Source organism: Micromonospora sp. WMMD712 (assembly GCF_029581295.1).
Taxonomy (GTDB): domain Bacteria; phylum Actinomycetota; class Actinomycetes; order Mycobacteriales; family Micromonosporaceae; genus Micromonospora; species Micromonospora carbonacea.
This window is the reverse complement of the sequence record NZ_CP120743.1, coordinates 2257874-2274835: the sequence shown is the minus strand read 5'-3', so window position 1 is coordinate 2274835 and position 16962 is coordinate 2257874. Positions and strand designations below refer to the sequence as shown.

Below are 16962 nucleotides of genomic sequence, written 5' to 3'. Positions count from 1 at the left end.
GGCGGCCCCCGCCCGCGGCGCGGCTGGTCAGAAGCTGCTGACCAGCTTCACGAACGCCTCGTCGATCGTCGCCGGGTCGGTGGCGTCGAACGCCTTGCCGGCGCTGGCCCCGGCGATCCGGTCCAGCGCGGCCAGGTCCGACTCCCGGTCGAACGCCACGCAGAAGACCTTCACCGGCCGGTCCGGGTCCAGCTCGATGTCGGCGAGCAGCCGGTCGAGGTCGTTGTCCTTCGGGTACTCGTTCTTGCCGTCGGTGAGCACCACCACCGCGTTGATCCGGTCCGGGTCGTAGTCGGCGAGCAGCCGGCGGTGCGCGGCGCGGACCGTCGCGTACAACGCGGTGTTGCCGCCCACCCGCAGCCCGGTGAGCCGGCGCGCGAACGCGGCCCGGTCGTACGGGCCCAGCCGGACCTCCTCGCTGTACGGCTTCCCCGGCCGCTGCGGCGTCTCCGACGAGAACGACCACAGCGCCACCCGGTCGGCGGAGTTGAGCAGGCCGACGCCCCGGTCGACGGCGGTGGTGGCCACCTGGAACCGGGTGCGGCTGCCCACCTTGGCGTTCATCGAGCCGGAGGTGTCCACGGCGAGCAGGATGTTCGCCTTCTTGCGCAGCGTGCCCCAGCCGCGCAGGATCGCGTCGACCACCTCGGGCGCCGGCGGGTCGAAGTAGGTCAGTTGCCCGTCCGCGCCGCCCCGGACGGCGGCGGTCAGCGCGTCCGACGCCCGCCGCTCGTGGTCGCGGAAGCCGAGGTCGGCGAAGCTGCGCTGCTGCGGGTCGTCCTGGAGGAAGGCCAGGAAGTCCTGGGCCGCCGCCTGCTGCGCCGCGTCCGCCGAGGGCAGCACGACGTACGGGTGGTCGAGGTTGAACGTGCCCTCGCTGGGGTGCACCGCCACCAGCGGCACCCGCGGCTTCTGCCCCGGGGTGGGGCTGAGCTGCCCCTCGTTGTACTGGTAGACCAGCTCCTCCTGCACCACGACCGCGCTCATGTCCCGGGCCCGCGCGTCGCCGGCCGCGCCCAGGCCCGCCCCGGCCAGGTCCGCCTCGGCGAGGTCGCGCAGCAGGTCCACCGAGTCGTCGCTGTAGTGCGACACGTTCGCCTCGATCCGGCGCACGAACTGGGTCACCGCGGGCTTCGCCAGGTCGGCCTTCGTCAGGTCGCTGGAACGCCGCACGGCCGCGTAGTAGGTGGCGATGGTGGCCGCCAGCCCCGACGTGGACAGGTTCGGGTTGTCCTTGCCGAAGGTGAACCGGCCCCACTCGGGCCGCCCGAAGGCCGCCCAGCCGGCGTCGCCGGAGAGCCCGAGGACGTCCGCCCAGCCGAGCTTGCCGCGCTGGCGCACCAGCTCGCCCTTCTCCAGCGGCATCGCGATGACCAGCGGGCTGTTGGCGATCGACGGGTACCGGCCGGGGGTCTGCGCCGCCCGGCCCGCCTGCTCGTCGAGCAGCCGCAGCCGGCCCGTCCACAGCGACGACGTCGGCAGCCACACCTGCGGGGCCGGGACGCCCGGCTGCCGGCCGGACCAGTTCCCGGCCGCCAGGGCCTCCATCGCCTTGCCCGAGTTGAGCCCGTGCACGGTCACCTCGGCGCAGCGCCCGGCGAAGCGCCGGTCGGCGGCGTTGTACCGGGCGGCGAGCTGGGAGACGAGGTCGGCCTTCTCCGTCGAGGAGTTGACCTCCAGCGCCACGCACCCGGAGCGGTCCGGGCCGGTTGCGGGCCGCACGATCACGTACGCCGCGGCGATGACCGCGAGGCCGGCGACGACGGCCACCGAGTACGGCAGCCACGGCCGGGCGGAACGCTGGCCGGCGGTCAAGGGCTCCTCCAGGGGTACGGGTCGGACGGGGGTTGCGGCGGCGCGCCGCCGCCCTCCCCGGGCGGGGCGGCGGCCGGCGGCAGCGCCGTGGCGACGAGCAGGCGCACGCCGTAGACCACGACGAAGGTCACCGCCCCGACGGCGGCGGCGGTGCCCACGGCGGTGGACGCGACGTATGCCACGGCGCCGCCGACCGCGCCGAGGAAGATCGCCGTGGAGACGCCCCACGCGTCGGTGGACTCCCGGCGCAGCCGCCGCGCCCAGCGCTCGGGCCGCGCACCGTACGCCACCGCCGGCCCGTACGCCGCAGCCGTCGGCTCGTGTGTCGTCTGCCCATATGCCGTCGGCTCGTACGCCGTCGGCTCGTACGCCGTCGGCTCGTACGCCGTCGGCTCGTACGCCGCCGGGCCGTCCGGCTGCTGGGCCGGCTGCCACGCCGCCGTCGGCGGCGGTTGCCAGGCCGCCGGGGCGGGCGGCGTCGGCTGGCGGGGGACCGGCTGGGTGGCCGCCGCGTCGGTGCCCTGTTGCAGGGCCGCCCGGAGCGGCACCGGCGCGCCACCGTGCCCCAGCAGCCGCAGCAGGACCTGGTCGGCCGGCGGCCGGGCCCGGTGGTCCTTGGCCAGGCACTCGGCGACCAGCTCCGCCAGCGGGCCGGAGAAGCCGGCCAGGTCCGGCGGATCGTGCAGCACCCGGTGCAGCACCGCCGCGACCGCCCCGGTGCCGAACGGCGGGCGGCCCGTCGCGGCGTACGCGATGGTGGCCGCCCAGGCGAACACGTCGCTGGCGGGGCCCACCCCGTCGTCGCGGAACCGCTCCGGCGCCAGGTACGCGGCGGTGCCCATGATCCGGCCGGTCACCGTGGCGGTGACGTCGAGCGCCCGGGCGATGCCGAAGTCGATCACCCGGGGGCCGTCCGCGCCGAGGACCACGTTGTCCGGCTTGAGGTCGCAGTGCACCACGCCGGCCTGGTGGATCGCGGCGAGCGCGGTGGCGGTGCCCACGGCCAGCCGGTGCAGGACGTTGCCGGCGAGCGGGCCCCGCTCCTGGACGTGCCGGTGCAGGGTCGGGCCCTCGATGTACTCGCTCACCACGTAGGGCGGGTCGTCGTCGACGTCGGCGAAGAGGATCTGCGCGGTGCAGAACGGCGCGACCCGGCGGGCGGCGTCGATCTCCTTGGCGAACCGGGCCCGGGCGCGCGGGTCGGGCGGCGCGGAGAGGTCGAGCATCTTGACGGCGACCAGCCGGCCCTGCCGGTCGCGGCCCAGGTAGACCACGCCCTGCCCGCCCGAGCCCAGCCTGCCGAGCAGCTCGTAGGGCCCGGCCCGGCCCGGATCCCGTGGACCGAGCGGAGTGGTCTCCGGCATCGCTGTGGCTGCCCCCATCGCCGCTGGCGGTCCCGACCGCGTGGCGTCCGGGCGGTCGGCGTCGATCCGTCGACACGGGTATGGTGCCACGCCCGCGCCACCGTCGGAGCGGGCCGGTGGGCCGGCGGTCCGCCCCCTGGGACGGCGCGTGGGACGCCCTGGCGGCCCCGGTTCCCCCGTTCGGATGAGGGGCGGCAGCCCGGCCGGGCGGGCGGGCGGCTAACCTGACCGGCATGCGTCTCTCCGCCCGGGTCGACTACGCCCTCCGCGCGGCCGCCGAGCTGGCGGCGGTCGCCGACGGCGGGGGCGCCGTGCGGTCCCGCCCGGTGACCGCCGAGCAGATCGCCAAGTCCCAGGAGATCCCGCCGAAGTTCCTGGAGAGCATCCTGTTGCAGCTGCGCCGGGGCGGCGTCGTGCACGCCCAGCGCGGCCCCGAGGGCGGCTACTGGCTGGCCCGGCCCGCCGCCGAGATCTCGCTCGCCGAGGTGATCCGGGTGATCGACGGGCCGCTGGCGCACGTGCGCGGGCAGCGCCCGGAGCAGCTCGGCTACCGGGGGGCGGCCCGCGCTTTGCAGGACGTGTGGATCGCCCTGCGGGCCAGCGAGCGGCAGATCCTCGAGCTGGTCACCGTCGCCGACGTGGCCAACGGCACCCTGCCCGAGCGGGTCAGCGAGCTGGCGGCCGACCCGGGCGCCTGGAGCTGACCCGCGACCCCACCCGTCGCAAGCGTCCCGACATTTAACCGATAGGGACTTGACCCGAGGCCGTCTCGTGCCGCATTGTCGACCAAGTCGATAGGAGATGCCGAAAAGTCAGGGGGCGCTCGTGCGCAAGCTGTTGGTCCTCGCCCTCGTCGGGCTCGTCGCGCAGCTGGTCGACGGTTCGCTGGGCATGGCGTACGGGTTGACCTCGTCGACCCTGCTGCTGGTGGCCGGGGTCGCCCCGGCCGCGGCGTCGGCGTCGGTGCACCTGGCCGAGATCGGCACCACGCTCGCCGCCGGGGTGGCCCACTGGCGGTTCGGCAACGTCGACTGGCGGGTGGTCGCCCGCATCGCGCTGCCCGGCGCGGTGGGCGCGTTCGCCGGTGCCACCTTCCTCAGCTCGATCTCCACCGAGGCCGCGGCGCCCTGGATGGCCGCGATCCTGTTCACCCTCGGCGCGTACCTGCTGGTGCGCTTCTCCCGGCCGCTGCGCGCCAGCCGCGCCGCCGGGCCGCTGCGCGCCCGCTTCCTCGGCCCGCTCGGCCTGGTCGCCGGCTTCGTCGACGCGACCGGCGGCGGCGGGTGGGGCCCGGTCGCCACCCCGGCGCTGCTGGTCTCCGGCCGGATGGAGCCCCGCAAGGTCATCGGCTCGGTCGACACCTCCGAGTTCGTCGTCGCGGGCGCGGCCAGCGCCGGCTTCCTGATCGGCCTCGGCACCGAGGGCTTCCTGCTGCCGACCGTCGCCGCCCTGCTCATCGGCGGCCTCATCGCCGCCCCGATCGCCGCCTGGCTGGTGCGGATCGTCCCCGCCCAGCTCCTCGGCGCGGTCATCGGCGGCGTCATCGTGCTGACCAACGCCCGCACCCTGGTGCGGGCCGGCGAGCTGCCCGGCGGCGTCCAGTGGACGGTCTACGCGTTGCTGGCCGCCGGCTGGGTCGCCGCCGTCGTGCTGGCCGTCCGTGCGCTGCGCCGCACCCGCCGGGCCCGCGCCACGGTCGCGGCGGCCCTCGCCGACCAGCCCGCCGCCGACCAGCACCCCCTGGCGCAGCCCGTGGCCGACCAGGCCGTCGCTGAGCAGCCCGTCGCCGACCAGTCGACCCCGGCCCCGCTGGCCCCGGCTCCGGCCCCGGCCCAGTCGATCCCGACCCAGCCGGTCCAGTCGATCCCGACCCAGCCGGTCCAGTCGATCCCGACCCAGCCGGTCCCGCCGGCACCGGCCCAGCCGGCTCAGCCGACCACCGACCAGCCCGCCGCCGCCCCGGTGGCCGGCTGACGGCTCACCCCGCCGCCGAGGCGATCAGCTCCCAGGCGTCGTCCACGTGGGCCTGCGTGGTCAGCGGCGAGCCGATCGCCAGGCGCAGGGTGAACCGGCCGGCGACCCGGGTGTGGGTGAGGAACACCCGGCCGGTGGCGTTGACCTTCTCCAGCAGCCCGGCGCTCGCCTCGTCGCCGGCGGCGAGCCGGAAGCAGACCAGCGAGAACGGGTGCGGCGTGGCGAGGACGAACCGGTCGTCGGCGCGGACCCGGGCGGCGAACCGGTCGGCGAGCGCCACGTGCGAGCGCACGTGCGCCCGTAGCCCCTCCACCCCGTACCAGCGCAGCACGAACCACAGTTTCAGGGCGCGGAACCGCCGGCCCAGCGGCACCTGCCAGTCTCGGTAGTCGACGACCGCCCCGGAGTCGCTCGCCGCGTTGCGCAGGAACTCCGGCAGCACCGTCAGCGCCGCCACCAGCTCCGCCGAGTCGGCCACCCAGAACGCGTCGCAGTCGAAGCCGGTGAGCAGCCACTTGTGCGGGTCGAAGCAGTACGAGTCGGCGTGCTCCAGACCGGCGTGCGACCAGCGCAGCTCCGGGCAGACCGCCGCCGCGCCCGCGTACGCGGCGTCGACGTGCAGCCAGACGCCGTACTCCGCGCAGATCGCGCCGATCTGCGGCACGGGGTCGACGGCGGTGGTGGAGGTGGTGCCGATCGTGGCCACCACGATCGCGGGCACGTCGCCGGCCGCGAGGTCGGCCCGGATCGCCGTCCGCAGCGCGTCGGGGTCCATGGCGAGGGTCCCGGGGTCGACGGCGACGACCCGCACCCCGTCGCTGCCCAGCCCGGCGATGCGGGCCGCCTTCTCGATCGACGAGTGCCCCTCCGTGGACGTGTACGCCCGGTAGCGGCGGTCGACCCCCACCTCCCGCCAGCGGCCCCCGCTGGCCCGGTGCAGCGCGGCGAGGGTGGCCACCAGCGTCGCCGAGGACGCCGAGTCCTGGATCACCCCGCCGCCGGGACCGGTGGAGCGGAACCGCTCGGGCAGGCCGAGCAGCCCCGCCAGCCAGTCCAGCAGCACCGTCTCCAGCTCGGTGCAGGCCGGCGCGGAGGCCCAGAGCATGCCCTGCACCCCCAGCCCCGAGCTGACCAGGTCGCCCAGGACGCTGGGGCCGGAGGTGTTGGCGGGGAAGTAGCCGAAGAAGCCCGGATGCTGCCAGTGGGTCAGCCGGGGCGCGACCAGCGCGTCCAGGTCGGCCAGCAGCGCGGAGACCGGCTCGCCGTGCGCGGTCGGCCCGGCCGGCAGCGCGGCGGCCACCGCGCCGGGCGGGTCCTGCGAGGTCACCGGGCGCTGCCCGAGGGTGGCCCAGTAGTCCGCGATCCAGTCGACCACCGCGTGCCCGGCGCGGCGGAACTCCTCGGGGTCCATGTGCTCAGCCATCCGACGAGTCGACCAACTCGGCCGGGCGGACGCAAGGGACCGGGACGTTGTTGCGGCGGGGAAAGCGGTGTCCTAGCATCCCAGAGGCGCGAGCCGAACCATGGACGTCGATGCGATGTCCGATCACCGCCGCCAGCGCGGCGGACGCGACCCGGCGGCCAAGGGCAGGCTGCCGGGGCCGACGCGTCGCCGTGCCCGCCCGACCTCCCCCGGAGGCATCCCCGTGCACCTGACCGCATCCCGCCGCACCCTCCTGGCCGCCGCCGTCGCGGCCACCACCCTCGCCGCCGGCGCGCTCGGCACCGTGGCCGCCTCGGCCGCCGCCGCCGGCTGCCGCGTCGACTACAAGATCAGCAGCCAGTGGGGCGGCGGCTTCGGCGCCGACGTCACCGTCACCAACCTCGGCGACCCGATCAACGGCTGGGCCCTCACCTGGTCCTACACCGCCGGCCAGCAGGTCACCCAGGCGTGGAACGCCACCGTCACCCAGTCCGGCGCGCAGGTCACCGCCCGCGACGCCGGCTACAACGCCGCGCTCGGCACCAACGGTGCCGCGAACTTCGGCTTCAACGCCTCCTGGAACGACAGCAGCAACCCCGTGCCGGCGAGCTTCGCCCTCAACGGCACCACCTGCACCGGCGGCACCGCCCCCACCACCACGCCCCCGACGACCGCCCCGCCGACGACCCCGCCGCCGACGACGCCGCCCCCCACCACCCCGCCGCCGACGACCCCGCCCCCCACCGACCCGCCCGCCGGGGCCAAGCAGCTGGAGGACCTCGACCGAGGGCTGATCAGCGTCCGCTCCGGCAGCGGCAACCTCGTCTCCTGGCGGCTGCTGGGCACCGAGACCTCCGGGGTGTCGTTCAACCTCTACCGCGGCTCCACCAAGGTCAACGCCAGCCCGATCACCGGCGCCACCAACTACCTCGACGCCGGGGCGGCGGCCGGCTCCGCGTACACCGTGCGGGCCGTCGTCGGCGGCGCGGAGCAGGCGGCGTCCGCGCCCGCGCTCCAGTTCGCGGGCGGCTACCTCGACGTGCCGTTGCAGGTCCCGCCGGGCGGCACCACCCCCGCCGGGGAGGCCTACACCTACTCGGCCAACGACGCCAGCGTCGGCGACCTCGACGGCGACGGCGACTACGAGATCGTCCTCAAGTGGGACCCGTCCAACAGCAAGGACAACTCGCAGTCCGGCTACACCGGCAACGTCTACGTCGACGCGTACACCCTTACCGGCACCCGGCTGTGGCGCATCGACCTCGGCCGCAACATCCGCGCCGGCGCCCACTACACCCAGTTCCAGGTGTACGACTACGACGGCGACGGCGACGCCGAGGTGGCCATGAAGACCGCCGACGGCACCCGCTCCGGCACCGGCCAGGTCATCGGCTCGTCGTCGGCCGACTACCGCAACTCCAGCGGCTACGTCCTGTCCGGCCCCGAGTTCCTCACCATGTTCGACGGCCGCACCGGCGCCGCGGTGTCCACCGTCAACTACGACCCGCCGCGCGGCACCGTCTCCTCCTGGGGCGACAGCTACGGCAACCGCGTCGACCGGTTCCTCGCCGCCACCGCGTACCTCGACGGCCAGCGTCCCTCGCTGGTCATGGCCCGGGGCTACTACACCCGCGCCGTCGTCGCCGCCTGGGACTTCCGCAACGGCGCCCTCACCAAGCGGTGGACGTTCGACTCCAACTCCTCCGGCAACTCCGCCGCCGCCGGCCAGGGCAACCACAACCTGTCCGTCGCCGACGTCGACGCCGACGGCCGGCAGGAGATCGTCTACGGGGCCGCCACCATCGACGACAACGGCCGCCTGCTGTACTCCACCAACAACGGCCACGGCGACGCCCTGCACGTCGGCGACCTCGACCCGAGCCGCTCCGGCCTGGAGGTCTTCAAGGTCGACGAGGACGGCAGCAAGCCCAGCTCCTACTTCGCCGACGCCCGCACCGGCCAGGTCATCTGGTCCACCCCCGCGTCCGGCGACAACGGCCGCGGCGTCTCCGGCGACATCTGGGCCGGCAGCCCCGGCGCCGAGTCCTGGTCGGCGGCGGTGAGCTACCTGGCCAACACCCGGGGCCAGAACGTCGGCCGCAAGCCGTCGTCGACGAACTTCCTCGCCTGGTGGGACGGCGACCCGGTCCGCGAGCTCCTCGACGCCACGAAGATCGACAAGTACGGCACCTCCGGCGAGACCCGGCTGCTCACCGGCAGCGACGTCGCCGCCAACAACGGCACCAAGGCCACCCCGGCGCTCTCCGGCGACATCCTCGGCGACTGGCGGGAAGAGGTGATCTGGCGCACCGGCGACAGCCGCGCCCTGCGCATCTACAGCACCCCGACCCAGACCGGCACCCGGATCTACACCCTCATGCACGACCCGCAGTACCGCGCCGCGATCGCCTGGCAGAACACGGCCTACAACCAGCCGCCGCACCCGGGATTCTTCATCGGAGACGGCATGGGCAACCCGCCCACGCCCAACATCTACCTGCGCTGACCGCGCTTAGGTAAGGTGGCAGGCACCGGGCCGCAGCCGCGGAATCCGCACAGCTCCGGCCCGGTGCACCACACCGCAGCACCCCCGACCCGTCCCGACCGGGGAGTGCCGTACCACCACCGGAACCAAAGTTACGCGGCGACCGCAACGCACCGGTGACGCCGGTATGAAGATCGTGTTTCGGGCGTTTCCAACCGGGTCCACCCCTACCGGTCCACCGGGCTCACCCCTGCCGGCGCAACCCGCCCGCCACCTTCTCGGCGACCAGCTCGAACGAGCGCACCCGGTCCGCCCCGTCGTACACCATCGACGTCAGCATCAACTCGTCCGCGCCGGTCCGCGCCAGCAACTCCGTCAACTGCCGGCCCACCGTCTCCGGCGAGCCCGTCGCCTGCCCCTCCCGCCGCTGCACCACGAACTCCCGCTCCGCCGCCGTGTACGGGTACGCCGCCGCCTCCTCCGGCGACGCCAACGGCTGCGGCCGCCCCGAACGCAGCTTCAGGAACGCCAGCGCCGACGGCCCCGCCAGCCACTGCGCCCGCTCGTCGGTCTCCGCGCAGATCGTGTTCACCGCCACCATCGCGTACGGCTGCGACAGCCACCGCGACGGCCGGAAGTGCTGCCGGTACAGCGCCAACGCCGGCAGCGTGTGCTGCGCGCTGAAGTGGTGCGCGAACGAGAACGGCAGCCCCAGCAGCCCCGCGAGCTGCGCGCTGAACCCGCTGGAGCCCAGCAGCCACACCTGCGGCTGCTCGCCCCGCCCCGGCGTCGCCACGATCGGGCCCGCGTGCTCGCCGGTGAAGTAGCCCATCAGGTCGGCCAGCTCCCGGGGGAACCCCTCGGCCGACAGCCCCTCCATCGTCCGGCGCAACGCCAGCGCCGTCACCTGGTCGGTCCCCGGCGCCCGGCCGATGCCCAGGTCGATCCGGCCCGGGTGCAGCGCCTCCAGCGTGCCGAACTGCTCGGCCACCACCAGCGGCGCGTGGTTGGGCAGCATCACCCCGCCCGAGCCCAGCCGGATCGTGCTCGTGTGCGCGGCCAGGTGCGCGATCAGCACCGCCGGCGCCGAACTCGCGATCGCCGGCATGTTGTGGTGCTCGGCCACCCAGAACCGCCGGTAGCCCAGCTCCTCGGCCCGCCGGGCCAGCTCGGTGGTGTGCCGCAGGGCCTCGCCGGCCGTGGAGCCGGCGGCGACCGGGGCGACGTCAAGGACTGACAGAGGTACGTCGATCACGGCTGGAACCAACCCCGGCGGCACCCGGATTGTTCCCGTCCGCCCCGCCACTGTCCGCCCCGCCGTCCGGGAGCCGCCCGCCCGCCCCGCCCCGCAGCAGCCCGAGCACGAGCAGGCCCGCCCCGATGCCCACCCCGGCCGCCACCGCGAAGCTCGCCCGCACCCCGCCCACCGCCGCCGCCCGCGTCGCCCCCGCCAGCAGCTCCCGCCCCTCCGGCGGCACCGACCCCAGCAGGCCCGGGGCCCGCCCGCCGGCGACGGCGTGGGCGACCCCCGTCGCGTCGGCGACCCCCCGCGCCTGCAGGACGCCGCGCGCCCCCGCCGCGAAGACACTGCCCAGCGCGGCGATGCCGAAGGCGAACCCGAGCTGCCGGCAGGTGTTCACCGCGCCGGCCGCTATCCCACCCCGCGCCGCCGGCACCAGCGACATCGCCACCGCGCCCAGCGCCGGCGTCGCCAGCCCCACCCCCACGCCGATCACCGCCCCACCCGGCACCAGCACCGGCCAGCCCGCCGCCCCCCGCGCCAGCACCGCCGTCACCGCGCTGCCCACCCCCACGCACAGCAGCCCCCCGCCGATCACCAGGCCCGGCCGCCGGCCGTGCAGCGCCCGCCCCGACACCGCCGACACCACGAACGCCACCACCGACATCGGCAGCCCGGTCAGCCCCGCGCCGACCGGCCCCAACCCCAGCACCGACTGCAACCAGATCATCGAGTACGCCAGCGGCGCGAACGCCGCGAACGTCAGCAGCAGCCCCGCCAGCAGCACCGCCACGAACGCCCGGTCCCGCAGCAGCGCCAGGTCGAACAGGGGCTGCCGGACCCGCCGCTCCACCACGGCGAACCCCGCCAGCAGCACCGCCGCCGCGCCCGCCGACACCCACACCACGGCGTCCGACCAGCCCGCCCCGGCCGCGCGGATCAGCGCGTACGTCGCGCAGCCCGCCGCCACGGCGAACACGACCACCCCGCCGACGTCCACCCGCCCACCCGCCGCCGGGCGGCCCGCCGGCAGCGTCCGCGCGCCCAGCCCGAGCGCGACCGCGCTGACCGGCAGGTTCACGAAGAAGATCCAGTGCCACGACACGCCCTCGGTGAGCAGCCCACCCAGCACCGGACCCACCGCCGCCGACGCCCCCGACACCGCGCCCCACACCCCGTAGGCGGTGCCCCGGTCCCGACCCGCGTACGCCCCGTCGAGCAGCGCGAACGTCGTCGCGAACATCGCCGCCGCGCCGAGGCCCTGCGCCGCCCGCGCCGCGACCAGCGCCCCCGCGCCGGGCGCGAGCCCGCACGCCAGCGACGACGACGCGAACACCACCACCCCCGCCAGGTACGTCACCCGGTGTCCGACCCGGTCGGCCACCGCGCCCGCCCCCAGCACCAGCGCCGCCAGGGCCAGCGCGTACGCGTCGACGACCCACTGCACCGCGCCGAACGACGCGTCGAGGTCCCGCACCATGTCCGGCAGCGCGACCGTCACCACCGTCACGTCGACCAGCAGCATGAACGTGCCCAGGCAGACCGCCGTCAGGGGAAACCATCTGCGCATGCCGACACCCGCGTCTCTCCCGGCCCCGCGCGACCGCCGGTGGGCCGGTGCGCCTCACCCCGTACAACGCGGCCGGCCCGGTCACGTCACCGGCCCATCGGCGCACCCGCCCTGGCCCGCCGGCCGTCCCGCCGGTCCCGCACTCAGCCCGCGCCGCGCACCTGCTCGAAGATCAGGCTCGTCTGGGTGTGCTGCACCGCCGGATCCACCGCCAGATGGTCGAGCACGAAGTCCCGCAACGCGTCCCCGGACGCGGCCCGCACGTGCAGCACGTAGTCCTCCGCGCCCGCCACGTGGAACACCGACACCACCCCCGGCAGCCGCACCGAGCGGGCCCGGAACGCGTCCACCGCCGCCCGCTCGTGCGCCGTCAACCGCACCGACACCAGCGCCTGCAACGGCAGGCCCACCGCCGCCGGGTCCACCTCCGCGTGGAATCCCCGGATCGCCCCGCACTCCCGCAGCGCCCTCGTGCGTGTCAGACAGGTCGACGCGGCCACCCCCACCCGCTCGGCGAGGGCGTTGTTCGGCAGCCGGCCGTCCGCCGCCAGCTCGGTCAGGATCGCGCGGTCGACGTCGTCCAGGGCGGCGAAGGGCCGCACATCATTCGGTGCAACGGGCATCCACCCATCCTGCTCCGAATCACTGCGTAACTGAAGGCCGACTCACAGAATCTTCTGCGGATCTATTGCCTGGATCCGCCACTATGTTCGACGCTTCCGGGCATGCCCAGCGCCGTGGACCCCCGCAACGTCGACACCGCAGCCGTGCACGCCGGCCGCGCCGACCTCGCCGCCCTCGGCGTCCACGCCCCGCCCATCGACCTGTCCACCACCAACCCGCTGCCCTCGGTCGCCACCGGCGGCGAAGCCTACGAACTCCTCGCCACCGGCAACGCCCTCCCACCCGGCGACAGCGCCGTCTACCAGCGGCTCTGGAACCCCACCGTCGCCCGCTTCGAGACCGCCCTCGCCGAGCTCGAAGACACCCCCGCCGCCGTCGCCTTCGCCAGCGGCATGGCCGCCCTCACCGCCACCCTGCTCGCCGCCACCCGCGACGGCAACCGCCACGTCGTCGCCGTCCGCCCCCTCTACGGCGGCACCGACCACGTCCTCGCCACCGGCCTGCTCCACACCGACGTCACCTGGGCCCGCCCCGACCAGGTCGCCGCCGCGATCCGCCCCGACACCGCCCTCGTCGTCGTCGAGACCCCCGCCAACCCCACCCTCGACCTCGTCGACATCGCCGCGCTCGCCACCGCAGCCGGCGACACCCCGCTGCTGGTCGACAACACCGTCGCCACCCCCGTGCTCCAGCGGCCCGCCCGGCACGGCGCCGCCCTCGTCCTGCACAGCGCCACCAAGAGCATCGGCGGCCACGGCGACGTCCTCGCCGGCGTCGTCGCCTGCGACGAGGACTGGGCCGCCCGGCTGCGCCAGGTCCGCGCCCTCACCGGCGCGATCCTGCACCCCCTCGGCGCGTACCTGCTGCACCGCGGCCTGCAGACCCTGCCCCTGCGGGTGCGCGCCCAGTCCGCCGGGGCCGAGAAGCTCGCCGCCTGGCTCGCCCGGCACCCCGCCGTCGCCCGCGTGCACCACCCCGGCCTCGACGACCCCACCGGGCTCGTCGGCCGGCAGATGACCGGCACCGGCAGCCTGCTCGCCTTCGAGGTACGCGGCGGCGCGCCCGCCGCCGCCACCGTCGCCGCCGCCTGCCGGCTGATCACCCACGCCGTCTCCCTCGGCGGCGTCGACACCCTCGTCCAGCACCCCGCCTCGCTCACCCACCGGCCCGTCGCCGGCGACGCCCGGCCCGCCGGCGGGCTGCTGCGCCTCTCCGTCGGCCTGGAGGACCCGGAGGACCTGCGGGCGGACCTGGCGCAGGCGCTCGCCGCGCTCGGCTGACCGCTGCCGCTGCCGCTGCCGGACGCCGACGCCCCGCCCCGGCCGGTCAGGACTTCGGGCCGACGTGCCGGTCCAGCACCGCGACCGCCTCGCGCCGGGCCACGGACAGCGAGTTGGGGCGGTTCATCCGCCAGGCGACGCCGAGCAGGCCCAGCGCCCACTGGCAGAGCCCCATGATGTCGGCGGACTCGTTGCTGAACAGGTAGCGCGGGTAGACGTAGCCCCTGCCGCGCATGGTCACCCGGTTGGTCACCCGGCAGCCGTCGGAGTGGAACAGGCCGCGCGCGAAGTCCCCGGGGCGGGCGGCGACCAGCGCGCGCTGCCAGTCGGCGAGGACGATCGGCCGCTCGTGCTTCTTGCCCGGCCCGTGCTGCGGCAACAGGCACGGCCAGTGCACGCCACTGCTCTCCACCGAGACACACCCGCGTTTGGGGATCCGCTGCACCTTCGCGGCGAGCACGGCGAGCATCGCCTGCTCGCACAGATCGATCAGGCGGGGATAGGCGGCGGTGCAGGCGATGCGGAGAACCGGCGCCTTGCCGGCTATGGCGAGGTGCCCGTCGCCCAGGTAGAGACCGAGCAGGTAGGGGTAGGCGGCGGGGTCTGTCGGATAGCCGACCTCGGGTGAACAGCGGAAGCAACGCTTCGCCGTGCCGACGACGGCCCGCTCGGGACGGTCGACGCACCAGTGCCACACGGTGTTGTAGGGCAACGAGAGGGCCCGGGCCACCGCTCGGATGTTGTAGCCGTTCGCGCGAAGCTCACGGGCCCGAGCCCGCACCTGGGGTGGATGCATGGGACCATGGTCGAACGCCTGTGCGACAGTTTTGGTGCCCCCGGTGGGATTCGAACCCACACTGTATGCAGTTTGAGTGCATCGTCTCTACCGGTTGGACTACAGGGGCCTTCCATGATTCGGCCCTGACAGACTACCCACTACGCTAGGGACGGCGACACCCGGCACGGCGGGTGTCGGGCGCAGACTGGTGGGAGTGGCTCGTGGCCGAGACGCAGACGGATGCCGAGCGCAGGCGGGTGTTGATCGCCGAGGACGAGGCGCTCATCCGGCTCGACCTGGCCGAGATGCTCGTCGAGGAGGGCTACGAGGTCGTCGGGGAGGCCGGCGACGGCGAGACCGCCGTCCGGCTCGCCGAGGAGCTGAAGCCCGATCTGGTGATCCTCGACATCAAGATGCCGATCATGGACGGGCTGGCCGCCGCCGAGCGGATCGCCGGCGCCCGGATCGCCCCGGTGATCATCCTGACCGCGTTCAGCCAGCGGGACCTGGTGGAGCGGGCGCGGGCGGCCGGCGCGATGGCGTACCTCGTGAAGCCCTTCCAGAAGAGCGACCTGGTGCCGGCCGTGGAGATCGCCCTGTCGCGCTACTCGGAGATCGCCGCGTTGGAGGCCGAGGTCGCGGGCCTGACCGACCGGCTGGAGATCCGTAAGACGGTGGAGCGCGCCAAGGGCGCGCTGATGACGACGTACGGCATGACGGAGCCGCAGGCGTTCAAGTGGATCCAGCGCACGGCGATGGACCACCGGATGACCATGAAGGAGGTCGCCGAGCGGATCCTCGCCGAGACGGCCGGCGGCGAGGTCACCCAGCCGGCGTCCTGACGCCCCTCGATCCGTCCGGGGCCGCGGTCGTCGTGGGACGGGCGCGCGGGGTCCCCGGCGTCCCGGTTGATCGATACGATCGGATGCATGCCTCGTCAGCGTCCGCGCCCGGCGTCGGGACCGTCGCGGGCGTTGCGTGTCCTGCTCGGCGTGGCGGCCGGCCTGGCGGTGCTGCTGGCGGGCTGCCGGTCGCCCGAGCGCGCCGCGCCCGCGCCGGGGGGCGGCGCGCCCGCCCCTGAGCCGCCGCGCCCCGACTGGCGGGCGCTGACCCTGCCGACGCCGCCGGGGGCGCCGGGCCGGCTGCTGCTGCGGGACGCGGCGGCGTGCGGCGGGCGCTGGTTCGTGGTGGGCGCGGTCGTCGACGCGGCGGGCGTGACCCGGCCGGCGGCGTGGTCCAGCCCGGTCCCGGCGGGGTCGTCCCCGGCGGCGTCGGCCGCCCCGGGCGGCGCCGGGTTCGCGTGGTCGTCGCTGCGGTTGGCGTCGCGCACCGCGTACGGCGCGGAGAACGTGCTCACGGCGGTCGGCTGCCGTGACGGCCGGCTCGCGGCGGTGGGCGCGAAGAGCGGCGGGGTGCACGGCAATCCCCGGATCAGCACGTGGCGGCAGCTCGCCGACGGCTCGGTGGTGGAGGTGCCGGCCGAGTTCGAGGTGTTCGGCGGCCCCGACGCGGTGAACGTGGGGCGGATCGCGGGCGGCCCGGCGGGGTGGGTGGTCGCGGGCAACCGGGGCACCGGGGCGGCGGCCTGGTCGTCGGCCGACGGGCGGGAGTTCCGGCTGGTCAGCGGCGTCCCCGAGTTGGCGTCGGACGCGGCGGGGCGCACCTGGGCGGCGGACGTGACGGCGGCGGCGTCGGGGTGGGTGCTGGTGGGGTCGGTGCGTGCCCCGGGGCGACCGGGCGGTGACCCGGCGGTGTGGGTGTCGCCGGACGGTGTGGACTGGCGGCGGCTGGTCCTGACGGCCGGGGGCGCGGCGGGTGACCTCCAGCGGGTGGTCCGGGCGGGGGAGCGGCTGGTGGCGGTGGGTCGGCGCGGCGATGCCCTGGCGGCGTGGGTGCGGGACGCGGCGGTCGGTGGCGAGCCGTCCGGCCCGGCGGCCGGCGGCGGGCAGTCGGGCGGCGTGGGGAGCGCCCCGGCGGGGCCGGGCGTGGCGCAGTGGCGGCCGGGCGGGGCGTTGGGGCCGGCGACGGGCGGGGCGGGGCAGGTGGCGGGCCTGGCGGCGGTCGACGGTGGGGTGGTGGCGGTGGTGCTGGCCGCCGCGGGCGCCTCGGCGTGGTTCTCGGCGGACGGCGGGGGGTGGGCGTCGGTGCCGCTGCCGGTGGCGCTGGCGGCGGCGCCGGACCGGTCGGTCGCGGTGGCCGGGGCGGGTGACCGGCTGTTGTTGCTGGTGGACGGCGGTGCCGAGGGGGCGCGGCTGTGGTCGGCGCGGGTGGCGGGCGGGCCCGGCTGAGCGTGCCACCGGTCTGTTTCCGGCGGGTGTCGGATGTCCGATTTCGTCCTTGCGCCGGGGTGTGTGTTACAGCACTTCGGCGGATCTGGCCACTCAACGTAACGGTTAGGTCAACCCCGCT

13 protein-coding genes and 1 tRNA gene are annotated in these 16962 nt (G+C 75.6%); 6 read left to right on the top strand and 8 right to left on the bottom strand.

Annotated elements, in window-relative coordinates:
* Nucleotides 1–27: 27 nt before the first annotated feature.
* Together O7633_RS09395 and O7633_RS09390 are read right to left on the bottom strand one after the other, a co-directional pair.
* Complete coding sequence (locus O7633_RS09395; protein WP_282327376.1) at nucleotides 28–1815, bottom strand: extracellular solute-binding protein; 1788 nt, start codon at nucleotides 1813–1815, stop codon at nucleotides 28–30.
* Nucleotides 1812–3179 (bottom strand): serine/threonine-protein kinase, encoded by a 1368-nt coding sequence (locus tag O7633_RS09390; protein WP_282327373.1) that lies wholly within the window; start codon nucleotides 3177–3179, stop codon nucleotides 1812–1814. The genes O7633_RS09395 and O7633_RS09390 overlap by 4 nt, the downstream gene beginning before the upstream one ends.
* A 233-nt stretch (nucleotides 3180–3412) precedes the next feature.
* On the opposite strand from O7633_RS09390, the gene O7633_RS09385 reads away from it, so the two are divergent.
* A complete protein-coding gene (locus O7633_RS09385) occupies nucleotides 3413–3883 on the top strand; it encodes an Rrf2 family transcriptional regulator (RefSeq protein ID WP_074474387.1) in 471 nt (156 codons plus the stop codon).
* Between the two features lie 121 nt (nucleotides 3884–4004).
* Nucleotides 4005–5153, top strand: coding sequence for a sulfite exporter TauE/SafE family protein (locus O7633_RS09380; RefSeq protein ID WP_282327372.1), 1149 nt, complete (start codon nucleotides 4005–4007; stop codon nucleotides 5151–5153).
* 4 nt (nucleotides 5154–5157) lie between these two features.
* On the opposite strand, the gene O7633_RS09375 is transcribed toward O7633_RS09380, so the two are convergent.
* Complete coding sequence (locus O7633_RS09375) at nucleotides 5158–6576, bottom strand: pyridoxal-dependent decarboxylase (protein WP_282327370.1); 1419 nt, start codon at nucleotides 6574–6576, stop codon at nucleotides 5158–5160.
* A gap of 223 nt (nucleotides 6577–6799) precedes the next feature.
* On the opposite strand from O7633_RS09375, the gene O7633_RS09370 reads away from it, so the two are divergent.
* Complete coding sequence (locus tag O7633_RS09370; RefSeq protein ID WP_282327368.1) at nucleotides 6800–9082, top strand: cellulose binding domain-containing protein; 2283 nt, start codon at nucleotides 6800–6802, stop codon at nucleotides 9080–9082.
* 223 nt (nucleotides 9083–9305) lie between these two features.
* Here O7633_RS09370 and O7633_RS09365 read toward each other — a convergent pair whose 3' ends face one another.
* The 3 genes from O7633_RS09365 to O7633_RS09355 all read right to left on the bottom strand — a co-directional run bounded on the left by O7633_RS09365 (nucleotide 9306) and on the right by O7633_RS09355 (nucleotide 12494).
* Entirely contained in the window at nucleotides 9306–10316 is a 1011-nt protein-coding gene (locus tag O7633_RS09365; RefSeq protein WP_282327367.1) for an LLM class flavin-dependent oxidoreductase, read from the bottom strand.
* Nucleotides 10288–11871 carry an MFS transporter gene (locus O7633_RS09360; protein ID WP_282327365.1) on the bottom strand — a complete coding sequence of 528 codons (1584 nt, stop codon included), beginning with the start codon at nucleotides 11869–11871 and terminating at the stop codon, nucleotides 10288–10290. The genes O7633_RS09365 and O7633_RS09360 overlap by 29 nt, the downstream gene beginning before the upstream one ends.
* Before the next feature lie 143 nt (nucleotides 11872–12014).
* A complete protein-coding gene (locus O7633_RS09355; RefSeq protein WP_074474382.1) occupies nucleotides 12015–12494 on the bottom strand; it encodes an Lrp/AsnC family transcriptional regulator in 480 nt (159 codons plus the stop codon).
* 102 nt (nucleotides 12495–12596) lie between these two features.
* Between O7633_RS09355 and O7633_RS09350 the strand changes: the two genes are divergently transcribed.
* Nucleotides 12597–13775, top strand: a complete 1179-nt coding sequence (locus O7633_RS09350) for a PLP-dependent transferase (RefSeq protein WP_278128056.1) — start codon at nucleotides 12597–12599, stop codon at nucleotides 13773–13775.
* 46 nt (nucleotides 13776–13821) lie between these two features.
* Here O7633_RS09350 and O7633_RS09345 read toward each other — a convergent pair whose 3' ends face one another.
* Nucleotides 13822–14571 (bottom strand): transcriptional regulator, encoded by a 750-nt coding sequence (locus O7633_RS09345; RefSeq protein ID WP_278128054.1) that lies wholly within the window; start codon nucleotides 14569–14571, stop codon nucleotides 13822–13824.
* A gap of 32 nt (nucleotides 14572–14603) precedes the next feature.
* Nucleotides 14604–14680: transfer RNA gene (locus tag O7633_RS09340), tRNA-Leu, on the bottom strand.
* Between the two features lie 94 nt (nucleotides 14681–14774).
* On the opposite strand from O7633_RS09340, the gene O7633_RS09335 reads away from it, so the two are divergent.
* Entirely contained in the window at nucleotides 14775–15395 is a 621-nt protein-coding gene (locus O7633_RS09335; protein ID WP_074474379.1) for a response regulator, read from the top strand.
* An 87-nt stretch (nucleotides 15396–15482) separates the two neighbouring features.
* A complete protein-coding gene (locus O7633_RS09330) occupies nucleotides 15483–16841 on the top strand; it encodes a hypothetical protein (RefSeq protein ID WP_278128053.1) in 1359 nt (452 codons plus the stop codon).
* The last annotated feature ends 121 nt before the right edge of the window (nucleotides 16842–16962 follow it).